Source organism: Actinomycetospora sp. ABD4_176, from assembly GCF_056311855.1.
Genome location: NZ_CM149974.1, coordinates 1,336,329 through 1,360,847, shown reverse-complemented (window position 1 = coordinate 1,360,847; position 24,519 = coordinate 1,336,329). Strand labels below are relative to the sequence as shown.

The window sequence follows — 24,519 nt, the reverse complement described above, 5'->3', positions numbered from 1 at the left end:
CCTTCGGCGTCCTGGAGACGGTGTGGCGGATGGAGTCGGCGCGCATCGTGGCCGGCGTCGCGCGCGTGGTGCGCGACGTCGGCCGCGCGGAGGAGCTCGCCCACGACGCCCTCGTCGCGGCCATGGAGCAGTGGCCCGCCGGGGGCGTGCCCGACAACCCGGGCGCGTGGCTCGCGGCCACGGCCCGGCGGCGGGCGATCGACGCGATCCGCCGGGAGCAGACGCTCGCCCGCAAGACGGGGATCCTCGAGGCGGGGGAGTCGGGCGTGGCGCCGGGGGCGGACGCGGCGGTCGGCGACGGGGCGGCGGCCGTCGGTGACGAGGTCCTCGCGCTGCTGTTCGCCACCTGCCACCCGGCGGTGGCGCGCGAGTCCCGGGTGGCGCTGACCCTGCGGCTGTTCGGCGGCCTGACCACCGACGAGATCGCCCACGCGTTCCTCGTCCCGTCGCCGACGATCGGGCAGCGCATCTCCCGCGCGAAGAAGCGCCTGGCCGGCGTGGGTCCCGAGGCCCTCGAGGTGCCGGTCGGCGACGAGCTGAGCGCCCGCCTCGGCGCCGTGCTCGAGGTGATCTACCTGGTGTTCAACGAGGGCTACGCGGCGACGACCGGCGTCGACTGGACCCGCCCCGCCCTGTGCGTGGAGGCGATGCGGCTGGGCCGGGTGCTGGCGGCGCGCAGCCCCGGCGAGCCCGAGGTGCACGGCCTCGTCGCGCTGATGGAACTGCAGGCCTCGCGGCTGCGGGCGCGCGTCGGCCCGTCGGGGGAGCCGATCCTGCTGGGCGACCAGGACCGCGCGCAGTGGGACCGGATGCTCATCGGGCGGGGGCTCGCGGCGCTCGCCCGGGCCGAGCAGACGGTGCCGCGCGGGCGGTACACGCTGCAGGCCGCGATCGCCGCCTGCCACGCCCGCGCGCGGTCCACCGACGACACCGACTGGGCCGCGATCGCCGCGCTCTACGCCGAGCTCGCCGCGCTGGCCCCCTCGCCGGTGGTCGAGTTGAACCGCGCCGTGGCGGTGGCGCGCGCGGAGGGGCCGGCGGCGGGCCTCGCGGTGCTGGCGCCGCTGGCCGACGACCCGGCCCTCGCGGGCTACCACCTGCTGCCCGCGGTGCGCGCCGACATGCTGGCCACCCTGGGCCGCGTCGACGAGGCCGTCGCCGAGCTGGACCGGGCCCTGGAGCTCGTCCGGACGGTCGCCGAGCGGGAGCTGCTGGAGCGGCGGCGGTCGGCGCTCGCCGGCACCCGAGCCACGTGAGCCACCCCCGGACCGGCCACGGCTACGATCGCGCGCCGTGACCATCGACCTGCTCCCCGCCGTGGACGTCGTGGACGGCCAGGCGGTCCGGCTCGTCCAGGGCGTGGCCGGCACCGAGACCGGCTACGGCGACCCCCTCGACGCGGCGCGCGCCTGGGCCGCCGAGGGCGCGGAGTGGCTGCACCTCGTCGACCTCGACGCCGCGTTCGGCCGCGGCTCGAACGCCGAGCTGCTGGCGTCGGTGGTCGAGCAGGTCGACATCAAGGTGGAGCTCTCCGGCGGCATCCGCGACGACGGCTCGCTGCGCCGGGCGCTCGCCACGGGTTGCGAGCGCGTGAACATCGGCACCGCGGCGCTCGAGGACCCGGCGTGGTGCGCGCAGGCGATCGCCGAGTTCGGAGACCGGGTCGCGGTCGGGCTCGACGTCAAGATCAGCGAGGGGCGGCACCGGCTCGCCGCGCGCGGGTGGGTCTCCGACGGCGGCGACCTGTGGAGCGTGCTCGCCCGCCTCGACGCCGAGGGCTGCGCGCGGTACGTCGTCACCGACGTCGGCCGCGACGGCACCCTGACCGGCCCGAACACCGAGCTGCTCGAGGCCGTGTGCGCGCGCACCGACCGACCCGTGGTGGCCTCGGGCGGCGTGTCGTCGCTCGACGACCTGCGCGCGCTCGACGCCCTGGCCCCGATCGGCGTCGAGGGCGCGATCGTCGGCAAGGCGCTCTACCACGGCAACTTCACCCTCGCCGACGCGCTGGCCCTGACCCGTACGTGAGCACTTTCCTGCCCTATAGGGCAGGAAAGTGCTCACATCGAGCGCGGTTAGGCTGGATGCCATGGGTGTTGCCGTTCGCGTGATCCCCTGCCTGGACGTGGATGCGGGCAGGGTGGTCAAGGGCGTCAACTTCGTGGACCTCCGCGACGCCGGCGACCCCGTCGAGATGGCCCGGCTCTACGACGCCGAGGGCGCCGACGAGCTCACCTTCCTCGACGTCAGCGCGTCGTCCGGCGAGCGCGAGACCACCTACGACGTCGTGCGCCGCACCGCCGAGCAGGTCTTCATCCCGCTCACCGTCGGCGGCGGGGTGCGGACGAACGACGACATCGACAAGCTGCTGCGCGCCGGCGCGGACAAGGTCGGCATCAACACCGCCGCCATCGCCCGCCCCGACTTTCTCGGCGAGGCCAGCCGGCGCTACGGCTCGCAGTGCATCGTCCTGTCCGTCGACGCCCGGCGCGTGCCCGCGGACGGTCAGCCGACGCCGTCGGGCTTCGAGGTCACCACGCACGGCGGGCGTCGCGGCACCGGGATCGACGCCCTCGAGTGGGCCCAGCGCGGCCAGGAGCTCGGCGTCGGGGAGATCCTGCTCAACTCCATGGACGCCGACGGGACGAAGGCCGGGTTCGACCTGGAGATGCTCGCGAAGGTGCGCGCGCTCGTCGACGTCCCCGTGATCGCCAGCGGCGGCGCGGGCGCGGTCGAGCACTTCGCGCCGGCGGTCGCGGCGGGGGCGGACGCGGTGCTCGCGGCGAGCGTGTTCCACTTCGGGATCATGCGGATCGGCGAGGTCAAGGACGCGCTGCGCGGCGACGGGGCGGAGGTCCGGTGACCTCGGCGCTGGACCCGGCTGTCGCCGGCCGTCTCAAGCGCACCGCCGACGGCCTGGTCTGCGCGGTGGTCCAGCAGTACGACACCCGCGAGGTCCTCATGGTCGCGTGGATGTCCGACGAGGCGCTGGCCCGCACGATCGCCACCCGCGAGGGCACCTACTGGTCGCGCTCGCGCGGCGAGCTCTGGATCAAGGGCGCGACGTCGGGGCACGTGCAGAAGGTCGTCGAGGTCCGCCTGGACTGCGACGGCGACACCGTGCTGGTGCTCGTCGACCAGTCCGGCGCGGCCTGCCACACCGGCGACCACACCTGCTTCGACGCCGACGTGCTGCTGCCCGCCGAGGCCTGAGGGCGCTCACCCCGCCGCGGCCACCGCCGCGTCCCGCTCGGCCGCGACGGCCCGGAACGCATCCACCGCGGCGCGCACGGCGGCGGTGTCGCGGTCGGTGCGCCACACCGCGTCGATGCTGCGACGCAGGCACGGGTCGGTGGCGACGACGGCGACGCTCGCCGGCAGCGGCGGTCGCGCGAGGCGGGGGACCAGCGCCGCGACGCCGATGCCCGCGACGAGCTCGATGTGCATCCCGAACCCCCGCACCCGGCACGTCACCCGCGGCTCGAGCCCGGCCGCGCGCAGCGTGTGCACCAGCCAGGCGCCGGCGCGGTTGTCGTCGCCGTCGGCCACCCAGTCGAGGTCGTCGACGTCGCCGAGGTCCACCGGCCCCCGGCCCGCCAGGCGGTGGTCCCCGGGCAGCAGCAGGTCGATGACGTCCTCGCACAGCCGCGCCCGCGAGGTGCCCGGCGGGATCGGCGCGGGCAGGCCGTCCCAGTTCTCGACGACGGCGAGGTCGAGGTCGCCCGCGAGCACCGCCGGCAGCGTCTGCTCGGCCTCCCCGTCGGCGAGGGCCACGCGCAGGTCGGGGTGCGCCGCGCGCAGCCGGGACAGAGTCGGCGGGGCGAGCGCGTGCACCGAGGTCGGGATCGCGCCGATGCGCAGCTCGCCGACCACCTCGTCGCGCAGCCGGTCGAGGTCGAGCCGGGCCGCCGCGACGCGGGCGAGGATGTCCGTGGCGTGCTCCGCGAGCATCCGCCCGGCCGGGGTCAGGCGCAGGCCGCGCCCCGCCGGCTCGGTCAGCGGCGCGCCGGCCTCACGCTCGAGCTTGGCGAGCTGCTGGGACACCGCCGACGGCGTGAGGTGCAGCGCGCCCGCGGCGCCGGCGATCGAGCCGTGGCGCGCGAGCGCGTCGAGGGCGCGGAGACGGTCGAGCGCGAACACATCAGCGAACGTAACGGGTCGGGGCCAGGAAACATCGCTGGTCCTTGACGGTCATGCCGTCGACCATCGAGGACGTGACCCGCTCCCTGGCCCGCCCGGACGCCGACGTGCATCCCGTCCCCGCCCCCCGGGTCGACGCCCGGCTGGTCGCCGTGGCCGGGAGCCTCTGCATCGCGTTCTCGCCGATCTTCATCGCGCTCGCGGGCACGAGCCCGGGCACCGCGACCTTCTTCCGCTGCGCCCTGGCCCTGCCGCTGCTCGTGCCCCTGGCGCTGCTCGAGTGGCGCCGGCGGCGGCGCACCGCGGCGTCGACGGGGAACCGCCCGTTCGTGCTGCTGCTCGGCGGCGTGCTGCTCGGGCTGGACATGACGCTGTGGGCCGAGTCGGTGCGCTCCGTCGGCGCCGGGGTGTCCACGGTCGTCGTCAACGCCCAGGTCGTGATCCTGCCGCTGCTCGCCTTCCTCGTCCTCGGCGAGCGGGTGCGGCGGACGTTCGTGCTCGCGGTCCCGGTCATGCTCGTCGGCGTCGCGCTGGCGGGCGGGCTGGTCGGCGGGAGCGAGGCGGTGGTCGGGTCGGCGCCGGTGCGCGGCACGGTCACCGCGCTCGTCGCCGCCGTCGCCTACGCGGGCTACCTGCTGTTCGTGCGGCTCGGGGCCGGCCCGGGCCAGCGGTTCACCCCGGTCGCGATCGCCACCGTCGGCGCGGGCGCCACGGCCTTCCTCATCGGCTCGTTCTGGCAGGGCGTCGACCTCGCGCCCGGCTGGCCCGCGCTCGGCTGGCTCCTCGCGCTCGCCGTCGTCGGGCAGGTGATCGGCTGGGTGCTCATCGCGTCGGCGCTGCCCCGCCTGCCGTCCTCCACCGGCGCCTCGATCCTGCTGCTCCAGCCCGTCGGCGCGGTGCTGCTCGGGGCCGTGGTCCTCGGCGAGCGTCCCGGCGTGCTGCAGCTCCTGGGCTGCGCGGTGGTGCTCGGCGCGGTGGCCGTTGCCGCCCGCACCCGGGCCGCGCCGCCGCCGGGGCGGCGCGAGCGATCAACGGGGACATTGCGCGCGTAGAAGCAGCGAACAGCGCGTTCGCCGCGTCTCGGCCCCCGACCCGGTTGCCGGGGGCTGTCGGGGGAGGGGGCCACAATGAGGGCCGTGTCCGCGTCCGCCCCCTCCGCCGCCCCTCTCGGCGTGGTCGCGCCCGACCGGGCGGGGTTCCACGCGCTGGCCGCGCACCACCGCGTCATCCCGGTGACGCGGCGGCTGCTGGCCGACGGGGAGACGCCGGTCGGGCTCTACCGCAAGCTCGCCGGGCGGCGCCCCGGCACGTTCCTGCTCGAGTCCGCGGCCCACGGCGAGTCGTGGTCGCGCTGGAGCTTCGTCGGCGCCCGCAGCGCCGCGACGCTCACCGAGACCGGCGGGCGCGCCACCTGGACCGGCCAGGTGCCGGTGGGCCTGCCCGGCGGCCCGGACGACCCGGGTGACGGCGAGCCCTGGGACGACCCGCTGGCCGTCCTGCGCGAGACGCTCCAGCGCCTGCGCACCGACCCGCTGCCCGGGCTGCCGCCGCTCACCGGGGGGCTCGTCGGCTACGTCGGCTACGACGCGGTGCGCCGCCTCGAGCGGGTGCCCGAGCACGCGGCCGACGACCTGCGCATCCCCGAGACGGTCATGCTGCTCGCCACCGACGTCGCCGCGCTCGACCACCACGAGGGCACGGTCACGCTCATCGCCAACGCGGTGAACTGGGACGACAGCCCCGAGCGCGCCGACGCCGCGTACGACGACGCGATCGCCCGGCTCGACCGCATGACCGCCGAGCTCGCCGCGCCCGCCCCGTCGACCGTGGCGACGATGTCGGCGGCCGCCCGCCCGGCCCCGGACGCCGTGCGGCGCCGCCGCTCGCCGGAGGAGCACCACGCGGCCATCGAGGTCGCCAAGGAGCGCATCCGCGCCGGCGACGCGTTCCAGGTGGTGCTCTCCCAGCGCTTCGAGGCCGACACGGCGGCCGACGCGCTGGAGGTCTACCGGGTGCTGCGGATGACCAACCCCAGCCCGTACATGTACCTGCTGCGCCTCTCCGACGCCGAGGGTCGCCCGTTCGAGATCGTCGGGTCGAGCCCCGAGGCGCTCGTGACGGTCCGGGACGGCGTGGCCACCACCCACCCGATCGCCGGGACGCGCTGGCGCGGTGCCGACGCCGAGGAGGACACCCTCCTCGAGAAGGACCTCCTCGCCGACGAGAAGGAGCGCGCCGAGCACCTCATGCTCGTCGACCTCGGGCGCAACGACCTCGGGCGGGTCTGCGTGCCGGGCACGGTGACCGTGCGGCGCTTCTTCGAGATCGAGCGCTACAGCCACGTGATGCACCTGGTCAGCACCGTCACCGGGCGGCTCGCGCCGGGACGCACGGCGTTCGACGCGGTGGCCGCCTGCTTCCCGGCCGGCACGCTGTCCGGCGCGCCCAAGCCCAAGGCGCTCGAGATCATCGACGAGCTCGAGCCCACCCGGCGCGGCCTCTACGGCGGCATCGTCGGCTACCTCGACTTCGCCGGCGACGCCGACACCGCCATCGCGATCCGCACCGGCCTGCTGCGCGACGGTGTGGCCTACGTGCAGTCCGGCGGGGGCATCGTCGCCGACTCCGACCCGGTGGCCGAGGACGCCGAGTGCGTCAACAAGGCCCGCGCGGTGCTCGCGGCCGTCGCCGCCGCCGACACCGTCGCCGCGCCCGACACCGCGGCCGCGGCGACCGCGGGGGACGACGCCGAGCGGGTCGACCGTGCCGCGAGCGCCGATCCCGGTCGCGACCCCGAGCCGGCCGTGCCGTGACCGCCGTCCCGCGCCGCCCCTCCGCCCCGCCCGGGCGCCTGCTCGGGATGCTCGCGGTGCTGCTGGCGGTGGCCGCGGCGGTGCTGTGGGGGGCGTCGCGGCTGACGTGGGTCAGCCAGGTCGTCGAGGGCGTGCCGGGGCCGCGGACCGGCACGGCCGACGGCGCGACGGCCGAGCCGATCCTCGTGCCGTGGGCGCTGCTGTGCCTCGCCGCGGTCGGTGGCCTCGTCGCGACGGCGGGCTGGGGACGCCGGGTCGTCGGCACGCTCGTGGCCGTCGCCGGGCTCTGGGCCGTGCTGCGCGCGGCCACCGGGCTGGTCGCGCCCGCCACCGAGGCCCTGCCGCTGGGGGTGCGTCCGGGCGACCGGCCGCTGCCGGCCGAGGCGGTCGTCGGCGGCCCGCTGCTCGCGCTGGCCGGGGGGCTGCTCATGCTGGCCGCCGGGCTGCTGGCGGTCCGCTGGGCCGCGGTGCTGCCGCGGATGGGCGCGCGGTACGACGCGCCCGGTGCGGCGGCCGAGCGGCCGCGTCCCGCCGACCCGGACCGCGCGCTGTGGGAGGCCCTCGACGAGGGACGCGACCCCACCGGCGAGCCGGCCCGCGGACGGGCACAGGACCTGGCGCACGATCGGGGGCGGGACGCGACCGACGATCCGGTGCCCGGACCCACGGGCCACGCCGTCGGGGAGCTCACCCCCGAGCCCATCCCCGAGCCCACCCCCGAGCCGGGACCACCGCCGCCCGACGGCACGCGATCCGGACCCTCCGACGGGGTGGGCAGGGCCGGAGGAGGGGCGGGTTAACATGGAGCGAACTCGGACGGGGGAAAGGGGCAGACCCGGCGTGAGCGTCCTGGAGCAGATCCTCGAAGGGGTCCGAGCCGACCTCGCCGCCCGGGAAGCCGCCGTCCCCTTCGACGTCATCAAGGACAAGGCGGCCTCGGCGCCGCCCGCGCGTGACGCGCTCGCCGCGCTCCAGGGCCCGGGCATCGGTGTCATCGCGGAGGTCAAGCGCGCGAGCCCGTCCAAGGGCCACATGGCCGACATCCCGGACCCGGCGTGGCTCGCCGGCCGCTACGTCGACGGCGGGGCGCGCGTGATCAGCGTGCTCACCGAGCAGCGCTTCTTCGGCGGCTCGCTCGACGACCTCGACGCGGTGCGGGCGACCGTCAACGTCCCGGTGCTGCGCAAGGACTTCGTGGTCGGCACCTACCAGGTGCACGAGGCGCGCGCCCACGGCGCGGACCTCGTCCTGCTCATGTGCTCGGTGCTCGAGCAGAACGCGCTCGACGCCCTGGTCGACCGGGTGCACTCCCTCGGCATGACCGCCCTGGTCGAGGTGCACAACGAGGAGGAGGCCGACATGGCGCTGCGGGCCGGCGCCAAGCTCGTCGGCATCAACGCGCGCGACCTCCACACCCTCGAGGTCGACCGCTCGGTGTTCAGCCGCATCGCCCCCGGCCTGCCCGGCGAGGTCATCCGCGTGGCCGAGTCCGGCGTCCGCGGCCCGGGCGACCTCATGACCTACGCCGGCCACGGCGCCGACGCGGTCCTGGTCGGCGAGTCGATGGCGACCGCCGAGGACCCCCGCGCCGCCGTGCGCCAGCTCGTCACCGCCGGGTCGCACCCGGCGTGCCCGAAGCCCGCGCGCTGATCCGGCGCCCGCAACCCCCTCGCCGGCCCTCGTAGCATCGCCGGCGTCCCCTCCGCCGCGCAGGAAGAAGCACCACGATGACGTCGGCCAGCTCGGGTCTCGCCGGGACCACGCACGAACCCGACGAGGCGGGGCACTTCGGCCCCTACGGCGGCCGGTACATGCCCGAGGCCCTCATCGCCGCGGTCGACGAGGTCGCCGCCGAGTACGAGAAGGCTCGCCGCGACCCGGAGTTCCTCGCCGAGCTCGACCGCCTGCAGCGCGACTACGCCGGCCGCCCGTCCCCGGTCACCGACGCGCGGCGCCTCGCCGAGCACGCGGGCGGCGCGCGCATCCTGCTCAAGCGCGAGGACCTCAACCACACCGGCTCGCACAAGATCAACAACGTGCTCGGCCAGGCGCTGCTGACGCGGCGCATGGGCAAGACCCGCGTCATCGCCGAGACCGGCGCGGGCCAGCACGGGGTGGCGACGGCGACCGCGGCGGCGCTCATGGGCCTGGACTGCGTGGTCTACATGGGTGAGGTCGACACCGAGCGCCAGGCCCTCAACGTCGCCCGGATGCGGCTGCTGGGCGCCGAGGTGATCCCGGTGACGACGGGGTCGCGCACCCTGAAGGACGCGCTCAACGAGGCGTACCGCGACTGGGTCGCGAGCGTCGGCCACACCCACTACATCCTGGGCACCGCCGCCGGCCCGCACCCGTTCCCGCGGATGGTGCGCGACTTCCACCGCGTCATCGGCCTCGAGGCCCGCGAGCAGGTGCTCGCGGCGTACGGCCGGCTGCCCGACGCCGTCGCCGCGTGCGTGGGCGGGGGCTCCAACGCGATCGGGATCTTCCACCCGTTCCTCGACGACGAGGGCGTCCGCCTCGTCGGCTTCGAGGCCGCGGGCGACGGCGTCGAGACCGGCCGGCACGCCGCGTCGATCACCGGCGGCTCGCCCGGCGCGCTGCACGGGGCGATGTCGTACCTGCTGCAGGACCCCGACGGGCAGACGCGCGAGACGCACTCGATCTCGGCGGGCCTCGACTACCCGGGCGTCGGCCCCGAGCACGCGTTCCTGGCCGACTCCGGCCGCGCGACCTACGAGCCGGTCACCGACGCGGAGGCGATGGACGCCTTCCGCCTGCTGTGCCGCACCGAGGGCATCATCCCGGCGATCGAGTCCGCCCACGCGATCGCGGGCGCGCTGCGGCTCGGGCCCGAGCTGGTCCGGGAGCTGGGCCCGGACGCCACGATCCTGGTCAACCTCTCCGGCCGCGGCGACAAGGACGTCGACACCGCCGCGCGGTGGTTCGGCGTCGTCGACCCGGAGTCGTTGCCGACCGAGCCCCCGCCCGGCGCGGTCGACGCCGACGGCGCCGTGGCGAGCGGGGAGCGCGAGCTGTGACGGCGTCACTGACCGGTATCGACCGCCTCGGCGAGGTCTTCACCACCGCGAAGGCCGAGGACCGCGCGGCCCTCATCGGCTATCTGCCCGCCGGCTACCCGACGGTGAAGGGCTCGCTGGGCCTGCTCACGCAGGTGCTCGACGCGGGCGCGGACCTCGTCGAGGTCGGCCTGCCGTACTCCGACCCGGTGCTCGACGGCCCCGTGGTCCAGCACGCGGTGGAGACCGCGCTGCGCGGCGGCGCCCGGGTGCGCGACACCCTCGGCGTCGTCGAGCAGCTCGCCGCCCGCGGGGGCCGCGCGGTGGTCATGACGTACTGGAACCCGGTCCTGCGCTACGGCGGCGGGCCGGAGGGCGGGGGAGGCCCGGCCGCGTTCGCCCGCGACCTCGCGAACGCCGGCGGCCTCGGCGTCATCACCCCGGACCTGGTGCCCGACGAGGCGACGGGGCCGGCGGGCTGGCTCGCCGCCGCCGACCGCGAGGGCCTCGCGCCGATCTTCCTCGTCGCCCCGTCCTCCACCGACGAGCGCATCGCCGCCACCACCGCGGCCACCCGCGGGTTCCTCTACGCCGCCTCGACGATGGGCGTCACCGGCGCCCGCGACGCGGTCTCGGACACCGCCTCCACCCTCGTCGCGCGCGCCCGCGCCCACACCGACCTCCCCGTCGGCGTCGGCCTCGGTGTGCGCAACGGTGCCCAGGCGGGCGAGGTGGCGGGCTTCGCCGACGGCGTCATCGTCGGCTCGGCGCTCGTCAGCGCGGCCGAGCACGGGCGCGCGGCCGTCGCCCGGCTGACCACCGAGCTCGCCGCCGGGGTGCGGGGCCAGCACACCGGGCGATGACCGACGGGCGATAGCGTGGCGGCCGTGCTCCCAGCGGTGCAGACAGCGGTCACAGCTCTGCCCACCTACCTGCCCACCTACCTGCCCACCTACCTGCCCAGCCCGCCCCAGGGCGTCTGGCAGCTCGGGCCGGTCCCGCTGCGGGCGTACGCGCTGTGCATCATCGCCGGGATCGTCGTGGCGATCCTCTGGACCGAGCGCCGCTTCGTCGCCCGTGGTGGCGAGCCGGGCACCGTCACCGACATCGCCGTCTTCGCGGTGCCGTTCGGGCTGGTCGGCGGGCGGCTCTACCACGTCGCCACCGACTGGCCGACCTACTTCGGCCCGGGCGGCAACCCGATCGCCGCGCTCTACATCTGGCAGGGCGGGCTGGGCATCTGGGGCGCGATCGCGCTCGGCGGCGTGGGCGCGTGGATCGGCTGCCGGCGCCGCGGGGTGCCGCTGACGGCGTTCGCCGACGCCGCCGCGCCCGGCATCGTCACCGCGCAGGCGATCGGGCGGCTGGGCAACTGGTTCAACCAGGAGCTCTACGGCGCCCCGACGACCCTGCCGTGGGGCCTCGAGCTCTACCGCCGCGTGGACCCGGTGACGGGCCTGCCGGACAACCTCACCGGCGTCGCGCTGGACTCCACCCCCGTCGCCGTCGTGCATCCGACGTTCCTCTACGAGCTGCTCTGGAACCTCGCCGTCGCCGCCCTCGTGGTGTGGGCCGACCGGCGCTTCCGGCTCTCCCACGGCCGCGCCTTCGCGGTCTACGTCGCGGGCTACACCGCGGGCCGCTTCGTCATCGAGCTGATGCGCACCGACCCGGCCACCCGCGTGTTCGGCGACGTCCGGATCAACGTCGTCGTCGCCGCGGTGGTGTTCGCCGGAGCGGTGGCCTACCTCGTGTGGATGCGGGGCCGGCCGCGGGAGGTCTTCGGGCGCGCGGCGGAGGAGACGGACGGGACCGCCGCCGGGGCCGTCGGTGACGCCGACGGCGACGCCGACGGTGGCGCCCCGCCGGACGCCGGTTCGGGCCACGACGACCCGGGTACGTCGAATCCCGTGACACGCAACGGAAGCACCGGGGACCCGGACGAGGACCAGCGCTCGGAGAACGAGGCGCAGGTGCGGCACTCCGAGCGCTCGCCGGCCTCCGCGCCGGGCGGCAAGGGCGGCGCGGCAAACCCCAGCGGCGTCGACGCCGAGCCCGACACCCCCGACACCCCGGAGGGGCAGGAGGACGCGCCGGCGGAGCCCCCGTCGGCCGCGAAGAGCTAGCCGCGTCACAGGGGCGCCGGTCGTTCACCGGCGCGCCACACGGTCGTCGACGGACTACGATCGACCGCGTACCGCGCAGGACGTCGGGGTCCCGCGCCGCTGGTCCGTGCCCGTCCCCTCCTCGACCGTCGTCGAATTCTCCGGGACCTCCACGGACCCGCCGCGCACCCGTCCTGGGCCACCGTCGTCCCCGGGTCACCCACCACCCGTCCCGTGACGACGAGGAGGCACCGATGGCTGCACCGATCGCGGCACGGCCTGGCGCATCGACACCGGGCCGGCAGGGGCTCTACGACCCCGCCTTCGAGCACGACGCCTGCGGCGTCGGCGCGGTCGCGCACGCTCGCGGGGTGGCGAGCCACGACATCGTGCGCGACGCCCTGACGGTGCTGCACAACCTCGACCACCGCGGCGCGGCCGGCAGCGAGCCGACCAGCGGCGACGGCGCCGGGATCATGATCCAGGTGCCCGACGCGCTGCTGCGGGCCTCGGTCGACTTCGGCCTGCCCGAGCCCCAGCCCTCGCCCGACGGCGGCGCCCCGGTGCTCGCCTACGCCACCGGGCTCGCGTTCCTGCCCACCGACGCGGACGACCGGGTCAAGGCGGTGTCGCTGCTCGAGCGCATCGCCGCGGAGGAGGGGCTCGACGTCCTCGGCTGGCGCGACCTGCCGGTCGACCCCGAGGGCGCCGACGTCGGGTCCGTGGCCCGCGGGGCGATGCCGCACTTCGCGCAGCTGGTCGTGGCGGCGCCCGACCGGTCGGTCAGCGGGATCGCGCTCGACCGCCTCGCCTGGATCCTGCGCAAGCGCGTCGAGCGCCAGTCGCAGGAAGAGGGCTGCGGGGTCTACATCGCGTCGCTCTCCAGCCGCACCATGACCTACAAGGGCATGCTGACCACCGACCAGCTGCCCCTGTTCTTCCCCGACCTGCGCGACGAGCGGCTGGTCAGCGCCGTCGCCGTCGTGCACAGCCGGTTCTCGACGAACACCTTCCCGAGCTGGCCGCTGGCGCACCCCTACCGCTGCATGGCACACAACGGCGAGATCAACACCATCCGCGGCAACCGCAACCGCATGCGCGCCCGGGAGGCGCTGCTCGCGACCGACCTGTTCCCCGGCGACCTGCAGCGCGCGATGCCGGTGTCGCCGGAGGACGTGTCGGACTCGGCGAGCTTCGACGAGGTGCTCGAGCTGCTCGTGCTCGGCGGCCGCCCGCTGCCGCACGCGGTGATGATGATGATCCCCGAGGCGTGGGAGAACCACGCCGAGATGCCCGCCGACCAGCGCGACTTCTACCGGTTCCACGCGACGCTCATGGAGCCGTGGGACGGCCCGGCCGCGGTGGTGTTCACCGACGGCACGCTGGTGGGCGCCACCCTCGACCGCAACGGGCTGCGCCCGGCGCGCTGGTGGCACCTCGACGACGACCGCGTGGTGCTCGCCAGCGAGTCGGGCGTCCTGGAGGTCTCACCGGAGCACGTGCTGGCCAAGGGCCGGTTGCGGCCAGGGCGGATGTTCCTCGTGGACACCCGGGCCGGGGCGAGCGCCGCGGCGGGGGAGAGCGCCGGCATCGTCGACGACGACGCGTACAAGAGCGCGCTGGCCGCCGAGGCGCCCTACGGCGAGTGGCTGCACGCGGGCCTCATCCGGCTCGACGAGCTGCCCGCGCGCGAGCACGTCGTGCACACCCACGAGTCGGTGATGCGCCGCCAGCAGACGTTCGGCTACACCGAGGAGGAGCAACGGATCCTCCTCGCGCCGATGGCGACGACCGGTGCCGAGCCGCTGGGCTCGATGGGCACCGACACGCCCACGGCGGCGCTGTCGTCGCGGGCGCGAATGCTCTACGACTACTTCGTCCAGCTGTTCGCCCAGGTCACCAACCCTCCGCTGGACGCCATCCGCGAGGAGCTCGTGACCTCGATGGCGCGGGCCATCGGCCCCGAGCAGAACCTCTTCCACCCGGGGCCGGCGTCGTGCCGCCAGGTCGTGCTGCCCGACCCCGTGATCGACAACGACGAGCTCGCGAAGCTCATCCACATCAACGACGACGGCGACATGCCCGGCTTCGCCGCCACCGTGATCAGCGGCCTCTACGAGGTCGACGGCGGCGAGGAGGCCCTGCGCGCGGCGCTGGACCGCGTGCGCCGCGAGTCGTCCGAGGCGATCGCCGCCGGCAAGCGCATCCTCGTGCTCTCCGACCGCGACTCCGACGCGCAGTGGGCGCCGATCCCCGCGTTGCTGCTGGTCTCGGCGGTGCACCACCACCTCGTCGCCACCCGGGAGCGGACCCAGGTGGCGCTGGTCGCCGAGTGCGGTGACGCCCGCGAGGTCCACCACGTCGCGCTGCTGCTCGGCTACGGCGCGGCGGCGGTCAACCCGTACCTGGCCTTCGAGTCGATCGAAGACATGATCAACAACGGGTGGCTGCAGGACGTCGGGTGCGAGGAGGCGATCCGGAACTTCATCGGCGCGCTGGTCAAGGGCGTGCGCAAGGTGATGTCCAAGATGGGCATCTCCACGGTGTCGGGCTACACCGCGGCGCAGGCGTTCGAGGCGCTCGGGCTCTCGCAGGAGTTCGTCGACGAGTTCTTCTGGGGCACGTCGTCGAAGCTCGGCGGCGGCGGGTTGGAGCTCGTCGCCCGCGAGGCCGCCGAGCGCCATCGCCGCGCGTACCCGGACAACCCGGGGGAGCGCAAGCACCGCAAGCTCGAGGTCGGCGGCGAGTACGCCTACCGCCGCGAGGGCGAGCTGCACCTGTTCAGCCCGGAGACCGTGTTTCTGCTGCAGCACTCCACGCGCACCAAGCAGTGGGACGTGTTCAAGAAGTACACGGCGGAGGTCGACCGGCTGATCTCCTCCGGCGGCGCGCTGCGCGGGATGTTCCGGCTGCGGACCGAGGAGCGGACACCGATCCCGCTCGACGAGGTCGAGCCGGCGACCGAGATCGTCAAGCGCTTCGCCACCGGCGCGATGTCCTACGGCTCGATCTCCGCCGAGGCGCACACCGACCTGGCGATCGCCATGAACAACATCGGCGGCAAGTCGAACACCGGCGAGGGCGGCGAGGACCCCGTCCGCCTCTACGACCCGTCGAAACGGTCGTCGATCAAGCAGGTCGCGTCCGGCCGGTTCGGCGTGACCAGCGAGTACCTGGTCAACGCCACCGACATCCAGATCAAGATGGCGCAGGGCGCCAAGCCGGGGGAGGGCGGCCAGCTCGCGGGCCAGAAGGTCTACCCCTGGATCGCCGAGGTGCGGTACTCGACGCCGGGCGTCGGGCTGATCTCACCGCCGCCGCACCACGACATCTACTCCATCGAGGACCTCAAGCAGCTCATCCACGACCTCAAGAACGCCAACGAGCACGCCCGGATCCACGTGAAGCTGGTGGCCTCGGTGGGTGTCGGCACCGTGGCGGCCGGGGTGGCGAAGGCGCACAGCGACGTCGTGCTGATCTCCGGCTACGAGGGTGGGACGGGCGCGGCGCCGCTGACCTCGCTCAAGCACGCCGGGGCGCCGTGGGAGATCGGCCTGGCCGACACCCAGCAGACCTTGATGCTCAACGGCCTGCGCGACCGGATCACCGTGCAGGTCGACGGCCAGATGAAGACGGGCCGCGACGTCATCATCGGCGCGCTGCTCGGGGCCGAGGAGTACGGCTTCTCGACCGCCCCGCTCGTGGTCAACGGCTGCATCATGATGCGCGTCTGCCACCTCGACACCTGCCCGGTCGGCGTCGCGACCCAGAACCCGGAGCTGCGCAAGCGCTACACCGGCAAGCCGGAGTTCGTCGAGAACTTCTTCTGGTTCGTCGCCGAGGAAGTCCGCGAGCACCTCGCCGAGCTGGGCTTCCGGTCGCTCGACGAGGCGATCGGGCACGCCGAGCTGATCGACGGTCGCGAGGCCATCGACAACTGGAAGGCCCGCGGCATCGACCTGACGCCGCTGTTCACGGTCCCCGACGTGCCCGAGGGCGCGCCGACCGACCGCATCCGCACCCGCGAGCAGGACCACGGCCTGGACCGGGCGCTGGACCGCACGCTCATGCAGCTCGCCGAGGGCGCGCTGGCCGACGCGACGCCGCTGCGCCTGGAGATGCCGGTCCGCAACGTCAACCGCACCGTCGGCACGCTGACCGGCGCCGAGGTGACCCGCCGCTGGGGCCGCGAGGGGCTCCCCGACGACACGATTCACGTCGAGCTGCACGGGTCGGCAGGGCAGTCGTTCGGCGCGTTCCTGCCGCCCGGCATGACGCTCGACCTCGTCGGCGACGCCAACGACTACCTCGCCAAGGGCCTCTCGGGCGGGCGGGTGATCGTGCGGCCCGACCACCGGGCCCCGTTCGCCGGGACCGACGAGGAGCACCACGTCATCGCGGGCAACGTCATCGCCTACGGCGCCACCGGCGGCGAGGTGTTCCTGCGCGGGCAGGTCGGCGAGCGGTTCTGCGTGCGCAACTCCGGCGCGCTCGCCGTCGTCGAGGGCACCGGCGACCACGCCTGCGAGTACATGACCGGCGGCCGCGTCGTCGTTCTCGGGGCGACCGGGCGCAACCTCGGGGCCGGCATGTCCGGCGGGATCGCCTACGTGCTCGACCTGCCCGAGGGCCGGGTGAACACCGAGATGGTCTCCCTCGACGCGGTCGACGACTCCGACGCCGACTGGCTGCACGGGGTGGTCGTCCGCCACCAGGAGCTCACCGGCTCGCCGCGCGCGGCGACCCTGCTCGCCGACTGGGACGACACCGTGCGCCGGTTCACGCGGGTCATGCCCGACGACTTCCGCCGCGTCCTCGACGCGACCCAGCGCGCCCAGGCCGAGGGGCGCGACCCCGACGAGGTGATCATGGAGGTGGCGGCCGGTGGCTGACCCGCGCGGGTTCCTCAAGTACGAGCGGCAGGACAACCCCAAGCGACCGGTCGAGCAACGCCGCACCGACTGGCACGAGCTCTACGCGCCGCTGACCGACCCGGAGGTCAAGGAGAGCACGCAGACCCAGGCCGCGCGCTGCATGGACTGCGGCATCCCGTTCTGCCACTCCGGCGGCGCGGGCTGCCCGCTCGGCAACCTCATCCCGGAGTGGAACGACCACGTCCGGCGCGGGGAGTGGGCGCGCGCCACCGAGCGGCTGCACGCCACCAACAACTTCCCGGAGTTCACCGGCGCCCTGTGCCCGGCGCCCTGCGAGGCGGCGTGCGTCCTGTCGATCACGAGCCAGCCCGGCGCCGTGGCGATCAAGCGCGTCGAGTGGTCGATCGCCGAGAACGGCTGGGCCGACGGCCACGTCACGCCGCAGCCGCCGGCGATCAGCACGGGCAAGCGGGTCGCGGTCGTCGGCTCGGGCCCCGCGGGGCTCGCCGCCGCCCAGCAGCTCACGCGCGCCGGGCACGACGTCACCGTCTACGAGCGCGACGACCGCCTCGGTGGGCTCATGCGCTACGGCATCCCCGAGTTCAAGTTCGAGAAGTGGGAGGTCGACCGGCGCCTCGACCAGATGCGCGCCGAGGGCACCCGGTTCGTGACGAACTGCGAGGTCGGGGGCACGGGGCCGACAGCCCTGCCCGTCGAGCGGCTGCGCGCCGAGCACGACGCCGTGGTGCTCGCCGTCGGGGCACTGGCCGGGCGCGACGACCGGTCGATCGAGGGCCGCGACCTCGACGGCATCCACCTCGCGATGGAGTACCTGGTCCCGTCCAACCGCGAGCGCGAGGGCGACGGTCCCTCGCCGATCAACGCTCGTGGCCAGAACGTCGTCATCATCGGCGGCGGCGACACCGGCGCCGACTGCTACGGCACCGCCACCCGGCAGGGCGCGATCGCCGTGCACCAGCTCGACCAGTACCCGCCGCCGCCGCGCACGCGCCAGGACTCCACCTCGCCGTGGCCGACCTGGCCGTACGTCTTCCGCACCCCGCCGGCTCTCGAGGAGGGCGGCGAGCGCCTGTTCGCGACGGCCGTGCGCCGGTTCGTCGGCGACGACCGCGGGCACGTGCGGGCGGTCGAGCTGTCGTCGGTGGAGGTCCGCCGCGACGCCGACGGGCGCCGCGAGGTGGTGCCGACCAGCGAGGAGGTCCACGAGATGCCGTGCGACCTCGTGCTGTTCTCCATCGGCTTCACCGGCCCCGACGACATGCCGCTCATCCCGGGCCTCGGGATCGAGCGCACGCCGAAGGGGTCGATCGGCTGCGGCTCGGACTGGCAGACCGACGCCCCCGGCGTCTTCGTCTGCGGCGACGCCCACCGCGGCGCCTCGCTGATCGTCTGGGCCATCGCCGAGGGCCGGTCGGCCGCCGCCGCGGTCGACCGCTACCTCGACCCCGACGGCGCCACCGACCTCCCCGCCCCCCTGCACCCGAACGCCGTCCCCCTCTCGCCGGCGGGGTGATGTCAGCGGAGTGGCTCCGCAGACGATGAGTGTCCGTGACGTCACTCCGTCGCGACCGGGGTGATGTGGGTCAGGGTGCAGCGCCACCGCCCGTCGGCGCCGCGGACGAAGACGTCCGTCGTCCACTCGTCGGCCGGGATGTCCTGCCCACCGAACTGCGCGGTGGACAGGACCCGCACGGTCAGCGTCGCGGTGTCGCCGTGCACCCGCACCCGGCGCTCGCCGACGCCCTCCAGGCGCGTGTGTCCGAGCGCGCCGGAGCGGACGTAGGACAGGAAGTCGTCGCGGGTCGTGATCCCCGTCCACGAGACGATGACCCAGTCGTCGTCCATGTAGTCGGCGATCCGGTCGGCGTCGTCGGAGACGATCGCCTCGCTCCACGCGTCGGCGAGGGCGATCAGCTCCCGGGCGGTCGTGTCCGTCGTCGTCATGGACCGACGGTAGGGCCGGGCGCGCCGGAGGTCTTGGACGAACCGGACCTACACCCGGACCGCCGCGACCTCGTCCACGAACGCCGCGACGACGTCGTGCACGGCGTCGCGGTCGTGCTCGTTGAGGACGTCGTGGAGGTCGCCGGGAAAGGTCACGACCCGCGCGTCGGGCAGCTGCGCGGCGGTCCGCCGGGAGTGCTCGGCCGGGACGACCGGGTCCGCCTCGCCGTGCACGAGCAGCACCGGGACGGCGGGCCGTCCGTCCTCGAGCCCCGCGGCGACCTCGGGCCAGGTGGCCACGACGGCGGCGAGCGTCTCGCGCCGGAACCCGCCGTGGTGGGTCAGGGGGTCGTGCAGCAGCGCGTCGACGTACTCGGGGTGCGTGCTGAGCCCGTCGCGGGGGTCCTCCGCCGGGGTCTCGGGTTCGCCGGTGGCGAGCCATTCGTGGATCCACTCCTGCGGCCGCAGGGGCGCGCCCGAGAGCACGAGGGCGTCGGCGATCCCGGGCGAGCGCAGCGCGAGCAGGGTGGCGGCCACCCCGCCGGCCGAGTGGCCGATGACGGTGAGCGGGACCCCGGGGTCCTCGTCACGGGCGATGTCGGCGAGTACCCGGGCGTCGCCGACGTAGACGTCCCACGACGGGATCAGCGCGCGTTCGCCCTCGCTGCGGCCGTGGCCGACCGCGTCGAGGGCGTGCACGACCTGTCCCTGCGCCGTGAGCCGGCGCGCCAGGGCGTCGTAGAGACCGAGGTGGTCGCCGTAGCCGTGGAGCAGCACCACCGTCCCGCGGGGCGTGCCGTCCGGCCGCCGGCTGTCGTGGAAGATGCGGCCGGCGGCACCGGTGAACGTGGGCATGACGGTGTCCTCTCGTCGGGACCCGTGCCGCCGCTGCGACGCGGTGTCCCGACGGTGCCGTCCCGCCCTGTCACCGCTCTGCCGGTTGGCTGCTGACCCGTGAGAGTGGCGTTGCGGACACTCAACGTCTGCGGAGCCACTCCGCTGACACGCCGGTCAGGGTGCGGGGGGTGCGGCCACCACGGCGCGCTGGATCTGCACCGGGATGGTGGGGGCGCCGCCGCCGGCCTGGTTGGAGCCGTCGTCCCCGCCCGCGCCGACGCGGTCGAGCACGGCGAGACCCTCGTTGCTGATCCGCCCGATCACCGAGTACTCCGGCGGCAGCGCCGAGTCGCCGTAGACGAGGAAGAACTGGCTGCCGGTCGAGCCGGGCTGGGAGCTCTTGGCCATGGCGACGAGGCCGCGCGCGTACGTCGAGGCCTGGCCTTCGGCGCCCGGGTAGGGCGGCAGGCCCTGCGGCGGTTCCTCGGCGTACTGGTACCCGGGCCCGCCCGCGCCCGTGCCGGTCGGGTCGCCGCACTGCAGCACCTGCAGGCCCTGGCCGGTGACGAGCCGCGGACAGGGCGTGTCGTCGTAGAAGCCCTGGGAGGCGAGGCTGACCACCGCGTTCACCGCGCACGGCGCCGACGCGCGGTCCAACGTCAGCGGGATCGCGCCCTGCGAGGTCTGCAGGTCCAGGCCGACGGTGCCGGTGGCCGGCGGGTTCGGATCCGGCGGGGTGTTGGGCTTCGCCGCGGGCTCCGACGGGTTGTACTGACACGCCGGCGCGGCGACGGGCTCGGGCTCGCTCGGCCCCGTCACCAGGAAGTACACGCCCGCGGCGACGGCGACGACGGCCACCACCGCCACCACGGAGATCAGCGTCGCGCGCTGACGACGGCGCTTGGCCCGCTCGGCCCGCCGTTCGATCTGGCGTTCCAGCTTGCGCTTGGCGGCCTTCCGGCGCTGCTCGTTCGTCGGCACGGCGGACATCGTAGGAACCGCGCCGGCCGGTCCCCGTGAGGGTCTCGACTAGGCTGGTCGGGTCGCCCGACAGCCACCCGAACGAGCCGAGGAGGACGAGGACGTGCTGGTCGAGGCCTTCGCGGCCGGGGTGTTCCAGACCAACTGCTTCGTGGTCGCGCCCGGCCCCGGGGAGTCCGCCGTGGTCGTCGACCCGGGCCAGGACGCCGAGGAGGGGCTGCGCGAGGTGCTCGCGCGCCACCGGCTGACCCCGGTCGCGGTGCTGCTGACCCACGGGCACATGGACCACATGTGGTCGGTGACGCCCGTCTGCGACGGCGACGACATCCCCGCCTGGATCCATCCCTCCGACCGGCACATGCTCGCCGACCCCCTGGGCTCGGTCGGGCCGATGGGGCAGCAGATCGCGGCGATGTACCCGGGGCTGGAGTTCCGCGAGCCGCGCTCGGTGGAGGTCCTCGCCGACGGCGCCGAGCTGGAGCTCGCCGGGCTGCGCCTCACCGTCGACCACACGCCGGGCCACACCCGCGGCTCGGTGGTGTTCCGGTCGGCGACCGAGGAGGGCCAGCCGTTCCTGCTGGCCGGCGACACGCTCTTCCAGGGCAGCATCGGACGCACCGACCTGCCCGGCGGCGACAGCGAGGAGATGATGGCGTCGCTGCGCGACAAGATCCTCTCGCTGCCGGACGAGACCGCGGTGCTGCCCGGCCACGGCCCGATGACCACCGTCGGCCAGGAGCGCACCTCCAACCCGTTCGTGCAGGGCCTGACGAGCGCCCCCGGGCGTCACCTGTGAGCGCGCAGGTCCCGCCCGGCGGCTTCGCCGCGCCCAAGGGCATCCCGGAGTACGTCGGGCCGGAGTTCACGACGGTCCGCGACACGCTGGTCCGCGAGGCCGACCGCGCCGGCTACGCCCACATCGAGCTGCCCGTCTTCGAGGACACCGCGCTCTACGCCCGCGGCGTCGGTGAGTCGACCGATGTCGTGTCCAAGGAGATGTACTCGTTCGACGACCGCGGCGGCCGCTCGGTGACCCTGCGCCCCGAGGGCACCGCGGGCGTCGTCCGGTCGGTGATCGAGCACGGACTGGACAAGGGCGGGCTGCCGGTCAAGCTGCGCTACGCCGGGCCGTTCTTCCGCTACGAGCGCCCGCAGGCCGGGCGGTTCCGTCAGCTGCAGCAGGTGGGCGTCGAGGCGATCGGCGTCGACGACCCGGCCCTCGACGCCGAGGTCCTCGCCGTCGCCGACGCCGGGTTCCGCGCGCTGGGCCTGCGCGGCTACCGCCTGGAGATCACGAGCCTCGGCGACGCGACGACCCGGCCGCAGTACCGCGCCGAGCTGACCCGCTTCCTCGAGAAGCTCGACCTCGACGAGCCGACCCGCGAGCGGGCCCGCGTCAACCCGCTGCGGGTGCTCGACGACAAGCGCCCCGAGGTGCGCGCCCAGCTCGAGGGCGCGCCGCTCATGGTCGACCACCTCTCCGACGCCGCGGCCGCGCACCACGCCGCTGTGAAGCGCCACCTCGACGACCTGGGCGTCGCCTACGTCGAGAACCCGTGGATGGTGCGCGGGCTCGACTACTACACGAAGACGACGTTCGAGTTCGTCCATGACGGCCTGGGCTCGCAGTCGGGCATCGGCGGCGGCGGGCGCTACGACGGGCTCATGGCCGAGCTCGGCGGGCCGGCGCTGTCGGGCGTCGGCTTCGGTCTCGGCGTGGACCGGGCCCTGCTCGCGTGCCGCGTCGAGGAGGCCGGCCACGACGCCGCCGGCCGGGTCGAGGTGTTCGGCGTGCCGTTGGGCGATGCCGCGAAGGAGCGCATGGTCGGCATCGTCGGCGCGCTGCGGCGGGCCGGCATCCGCGCCGACCTGGCCTACGGCAACCGCGGGCTCAAGGGCGCGATGAAGGCCGCCGACCGCTCCGGGGCCCGCTACGCGCTCGTCCTCGGCGACCGCGACCTCGAGGCGGGCGAGATCCAGCTCAAGGACCTCGCCGACGGCAGCCAGACCGCCATCGCGCTGGCCGGCGCCGCGGCCGCCGTCGACCGCGCCCTGCACGACGGCTGATCAGGCCAGGCCCAGCACCCGCGCCGCGTTGTCCTTGAGGATCGCCGGGCGCACGTCGTCCGGGATGTCCAGGCCGGCGAAGTCGCGCAGCCAGCGGTCCGGGGTGATGACCGGGAAGTCGGAGCCGAACAGCACCTTCGAGCGCAGTTGCCGCGACGCCGCGCGCACCAGCTGCGGCGGGAAGTACTTCGGCGACCAGCCCGAGAGGTCGATGTAGACGTTCGCCTTGTGCCCCGCGATCGAGATCGCCGCGTCCTGCCACGGGACCGACGGGTGCGCGAAGATCATGGTCAGCGACGGGAAGTCCGCGGCGACGTCGTCGAGCAGCATCGGGTCGGAGTAGCGCAGCTTGAGCCCCGCGCCGCCGGGCAGGCCCGCGCCGATGCCGGTCTGCCCGGTGTGGAAGAGCGCAGGCACGCCGGCCTCGGCGATCGCCTCGTAGAGCGGGTAGTGGGCGCGGTCGTGGGGCTCGAAGCCCTGCAGGGTGGGGTGGAACTTGAAGCCCCGCGCGCCACGCTCGACCAGGGAACGCACCCGCCGGACGGACGCCCGCCCGCCGTGCGGGTCGACCGAGCCGAACGGGATGAGCACGTCGGGGAACGCCGCCGCCCGCTCGACGATCTCCTCGCTCGACAGCGGCGGGTGCCCGGTCTGTGCGGGGGCCTCGACGGTGAACACGACCGCGGCCATCGACCGCTCGCGGTAGTGCGCGGCGATCGCCTCGACGGTCGGGGTGCGGTCCTGGTCGCTGCGGAAGTAGGCCGCGGACGCGTCGAGCAGCTCGTCGGTCAGGGCGAAGCAGCCGTGGGCGTCCTGCTCGACGTGGGTGTGGACGTCGATGGCGGTGAGGTCCTCGAGGTTCATCGGCTCTCCCTCGCGGTCAGGACGGCCCGGATGACGGCGTCACGCCGCGCGAGCAGGTCGTCGGTGTCCGTGCCGTCGACGGCCTCGGTCACCTGCGTGACGAGGCGGTCGGCGAGCTCGGGGGTCATGGTGGGGCTGCCGAGGTCGCCCCAGAGCGCCTCGGTGCCGGGGTGCAGGTGCTCGAGGACGTGCCCGAGCCCGCCGGGCCCGCCCGAGAGGTGCTGGCCGGTGATCGGCCCGACGGCGGCCCAGCGCAGCCCGGGGCCCTCGGTGATGGCGGTGTCCACGTCGGCCACGGTCGCCACCCCGCGCTCGACCAGCGAGTACGCCTCGCGCCACAGGGCGGCCTGGAGCCGGTTGGCGAGGTGGCCGGGGAGCTCCGCGCGCAGCCGCAACGGCGTGCGCCCCACGCTCGCGTAGAAGGCCATCGCGGCCTCGACGGCCGCCTCGGACGTCGCCTCCCCGGGCACGACCTCGACGAGCGGCACGAGGTGCGGCGGGTTGAAGGGGTGCCCGACGAGCACCCGCTCGGGGTGGCCGGGCACCCCGCGGGCGAGGTCGGTGGGCCGCAGCATCGACGAGCTGCTGGCGATGACGACCTCGGGGCGCGCGGCGGCGTCGAGCGTCGCGAGCAGCTGGTGCTTGAGCTCCAGGCGCTCGGGGCCGTTCTCCTGCACGAAGTCGGCGCCGTCGACGGCCTCGGCGGCGTCGGGGGTGAACGCCACGCCGTCGGGGAGCCGGTCCGCCGCGGCCGGCGCCGGGTCGGTGGCGACGACCTCGTGGCCGTGGGCGAGGAACAGCCGCGCCCAGCTCACGCCGATCACGCCCGTCCCGACGACCGCGACCTTCATCG

21 protein-coding genes are annotated in these 24,519 nt (G+C 75.0%); 15 read left to right on the top strand and 6 right to left on the bottom strand.

Annotation, left to right across the window (positions count from 1 at the left end):
• Positions 1-29 precede the first annotated feature (29 nt).
• From ACYX4T_RS06625 to hisI, 4 genes are all read left to right on the top strand, one after another.
• Complete coding sequence (locus ACYX4T_RS06625; protein ID WP_476015204.1) at positions 30-1,256, top strand: RNA polymerase sigma factor; 1,227 nt, start codon at positions 30-32, stop codon at positions 1,254-1,256.
• A gap of 37 nt (positions 1,257-1,293) precedes the next feature.
• Complete coding sequence (priA, locus tag ACYX4T_RS06620) at positions 1,294-2,028, top strand: bifunctional 1-(5-phosphoribosyl)-5-((5-phosphoribosylamino)methylideneamino)imidazole-4-carboxamide isomerase/phosphoribosylanthranilate isomerase PriA (protein WP_476013761.1); 735 nt, start codon at positions 1,294-1,296, stop codon at positions 2,026-2,028.
• Between the two features lie 61 nt (positions 2,029-2,089).
• Positions 2,090-2,863, top strand: a complete 774-nt coding sequence (gene hisF, locus ACYX4T_RS06615) for an imidazole glycerol phosphate synthase subunit HisF (RefSeq protein ID WP_476013760.1) — start codon at positions 2,090-2,092, stop codon at positions 2,861-2,863.
• Positions 2,860-3,213: a phosphoribosyl-AMP cyclohydrolase gene (gene hisI / locus ACYX4T_RS06610; RefSeq protein ID WP_476013759.1), complete on the top strand. Its 354-nt coding sequence runs from the start codon at positions 2,860-2,862 to the stop codon at positions 3,211-3,213. The genes hisF and hisI overlap by 4 nt, the downstream gene beginning before the upstream one ends.
• A 6-nt stretch (positions 3,214-3,219) precedes the next feature.
• Here the strand turns inward: hisI and ACYX4T_RS06605 are convergent, their stop codons facing one another.
• Positions 3,220-4,140: a LysR family transcriptional regulator gene (locus tag ACYX4T_RS06605; protein WP_476013758.1), complete on the bottom strand. Its 921-nt coding sequence runs from the start codon at positions 4,138-4,140 to the stop codon at positions 3,220-3,222.
• A 74-nt stretch (positions 4,141-4,214) separates the two neighbouring features.
• Between ACYX4T_RS06605 and ACYX4T_RS06600 the strand changes: the two genes are divergently transcribed.
• The 9 genes from ACYX4T_RS06600 to ACYX4T_RS06560 all read left to right on the top strand — a co-directional run bounded on the left by ACYX4T_RS06600 (position 4,215) and on the right by ACYX4T_RS06560 (position 18,486).
• Positions 4,215-5,192, top strand: a complete 978-nt coding sequence (locus tag ACYX4T_RS06600; protein WP_476013757.1) for a DMT family transporter — start codon at positions 4,215-4,217, stop codon at positions 5,190-5,192.
• Positions 5,193-5,267: 75 nt separating this feature from the next.
• A complete protein-coding gene (locus ACYX4T_RS06595) occupies positions 5,268-6,953 on the top strand; it encodes an anthranilate synthase component I (protein WP_476013756.1) in 1,686 nt (561 codons plus the stop codon).
• Positions 6,950-7,753 (top strand): TIGR02234 family membrane protein, encoded by an 804-nt coding sequence (locus tag ACYX4T_RS06590; RefSeq protein ID WP_476013755.1) that lies wholly within the window; start codon positions 6,950-6,952, stop codon positions 7,751-7,753. Before ACYX4T_RS06595 ends, ACYX4T_RS06590 begins: the two co-directional genes overlap by 4 nt.
• A 40-nt stretch (positions 7,754-7,793) precedes the next feature.
• Complete coding sequence (gene trpC, locus ACYX4T_RS06585) at positions 7,794-8,603, top strand: indole-3-glycerol phosphate synthase TrpC (RefSeq protein ID WP_476013754.1); 810 nt, start codon at positions 7,794-7,796, stop codon at positions 8,601-8,603.
• Between the two features lie 77 nt (positions 8,604-8,680).
• Positions 8,681-9,994: a tryptophan synthase subunit beta gene (gene trpB / locus ACYX4T_RS06580; RefSeq protein ID WP_476013753.1), complete on the top strand. Its 1,314-nt coding sequence runs from the start codon at positions 8,681-8,683 to the stop codon at positions 9,992-9,994.
• Positions 9,995-10,011: 17 nt separating this feature from the next.
• On the top strand, positions 10,012-10,836 hold the full coding sequence (gene trpA / locus ACYX4T_RS06575) for a tryptophan synthase subunit alpha (protein WP_476015203.1): 825 nt from the start codon (positions 10,012-10,014) through the stop codon (positions 10,834-10,836).
• Between the two features lie 69 nt (positions 10,837-10,905).
• Positions 10,906-12,099 carry a prolipoprotein diacylglyceryl transferase gene (gene lgt, locus ACYX4T_RS06570; protein WP_476015202.1) on the top strand — a complete coding sequence of 398 codons (1,194 nt, stop codon included), beginning with the start codon at positions 10,906-10,908 and terminating at the stop codon, positions 12,097-12,099.
• Positions 12,100-12,332: 233 nt separating this feature from the next.
• Complete coding sequence (gltB, locus tag ACYX4T_RS06565) at positions 12,333-16,970, top strand: glutamate synthase large subunit (RefSeq protein WP_476013752.1); 4,638 nt, start codon at positions 12,333-12,335, stop codon at positions 16,968-16,970.
• Positions 16,963-18,486 carry a glutamate synthase subunit beta gene (locus ACYX4T_RS06560; RefSeq protein WP_476013751.1) on the top strand — a complete coding sequence of 508 codons (1,524 nt, stop codon included), beginning with the start codon at positions 16,963-16,965 and terminating at the stop codon, positions 18,484-18,486. Before gltB ends, ACYX4T_RS06560 begins: the two co-directional genes overlap by 8 nt.
• 41 nt (positions 18,487-18,527) lie before the next feature.
• Here the strand turns inward: ACYX4T_RS06560 and ACYX4T_RS06555 are convergent, their stop codons facing one another.
• From ACYX4T_RS06555 to ACYX4T_RS06545, 3 genes are all read right to left on the bottom strand, one after another.
• Complete coding sequence (locus ACYX4T_RS06555; protein WP_476013750.1) at positions 18,528-18,917, bottom strand: YybH family protein; 390 nt, start codon at positions 18,915-18,917, stop codon at positions 18,528-18,530.
• A 48-nt stretch (positions 18,918-18,965) separates the two neighbouring features.
• Positions 18,966-19,772, bottom strand: a complete 807-nt coding sequence (locus tag ACYX4T_RS06550) for an alpha/beta fold hydrolase (protein ID WP_476013749.1) — start codon at positions 19,770-19,772, stop codon at positions 18,966-18,968.
• A gap of 156 nt (positions 19,773-19,928) precedes the next feature.
• On the bottom strand, positions 19,929-20,735 hold the full coding sequence (locus ACYX4T_RS06545) for a peptidylprolyl isomerase (RefSeq protein WP_476013748.1): 807 nt from the start codon (positions 20,733-20,735) through the stop codon (positions 19,929-19,931).
• 103 nt (positions 20,736-20,838) lie between these two features.
• On the opposite strand from ACYX4T_RS06545, the gene ACYX4T_RS06540 reads away from it, so the two are divergent.
• Positions 20,839-21,531 carry an MBL fold metallo-hydrolase gene (locus ACYX4T_RS06540; RefSeq protein ID WP_476013747.1) on the top strand — a complete coding sequence of 231 codons (693 nt, stop codon included), beginning with the start codon at positions 20,839-20,841 and terminating at the stop codon, positions 21,529-21,531.
• On the top strand, positions 21,528-22,802 hold the full coding sequence (hisS, locus tag ACYX4T_RS06535; RefSeq protein WP_476013746.1) for a histidine--tRNA ligase: 1,275 nt from the start codon (positions 21,528-21,530) through the stop codon (positions 22,800-22,802). The genes ACYX4T_RS06540 and hisS overlap by 4 nt, the downstream gene beginning before the upstream one ends.
• Here the strand turns inward: hisS and ACYX4T_RS06530 are convergent, their stop codons facing one another.
• Both ACYX4T_RS06530 and ACYX4T_RS06525 read right to left on the bottom strand, forming a co-directional pair.
• Positions 22,803-23,666, bottom strand: a complete 864-nt coding sequence (locus tag ACYX4T_RS06530) for an amidohydrolase family protein (RefSeq protein WP_476013745.1) — start codon at positions 23,664-23,666, stop codon at positions 22,803-22,805.
• Positions 23,663-24,517 carry a 3-hydroxyacyl-CoA dehydrogenase NAD-binding domain-containing protein gene (locus ACYX4T_RS06525; protein ID WP_476013744.1) on the bottom strand — a complete coding sequence of 285 codons (855 nt, stop codon included), beginning with the start codon at positions 24,515-24,517 and terminating at the stop codon, positions 23,663-23,665. The genes ACYX4T_RS06530 and ACYX4T_RS06525 overlap by 4 nt, the downstream gene beginning before the upstream one ends.
• Positions 24,518-24,519 lie beyond the last annotated feature (2 nt).

What these genes read in the sequence shown, in the direction of transcription:
- ACYX4T_RS06625 (WP_476015204.1), top strand. Translation starts at nt 30, where the DNA reads ATGGAGTCGGCGCGCATCGTGGCCGGCGTCGCGCGCGTGGTGCGCGAC.
- hisF (WP_476013760.1), top strand. Translation starts at nt 2,090, where the DNA reads ATGGGTGTTGCCGTTCGCGTGATCCCCTGCCTGGACGTGGATGCGGGC.
- ACYX4T_RS06595 (WP_476013756.1), top strand. Translation starts at nt 5,268, where the DNA reads ATGAGGGCCGTGTCCGCGTCCGCCCCCTCCGCCGCCCCTCTCGGCGTG.
- trpB (WP_476013753.1), top strand. Translation starts at nt 8,681, where the DNA reads ATGACGTCGGCCAGCTCGGGTCTCGCCGGGACCACGCACGAACCCGAC.
- gltB (WP_476013752.1), top strand. Translation starts at nt 12,333, where the DNA reads ATGGCTGCACCGATCGCGGCACGGCCTGGCGCATCGACACCGGGCCGG.
- ACYX4T_RS06555 (WP_476013750.1), bottom strand. Translation starts at nt 18,917, where the DNA reads ATGACGACGACGGACACGACCGCCCGGGAGCTGATCGCCCTCGCCGAC.
- ACYX4T_RS06550 (WP_476013749.1), bottom strand. Translation starts at nt 19,772, where the DNA reads ATGCCCACGTTCACCGGTGCCGCCGGCCGCATCTTCCACGACAGCCGG.
- ACYX4T_RS06530 (WP_476013745.1), bottom strand. Translation starts at nt 23,666, where the DNA reads ATGAACCTCGAGGACCTCACCGCCATCGACGTCCACACCCACGTCGAG.
- ACYX4T_RS06525 (WP_476013744.1), bottom strand. Translation starts at nt 24,517, where the DNA reads ATGAAGGTCGCGGTCGTCGGGACGGGCGTGATCGGCGTGAGCTGGGCG.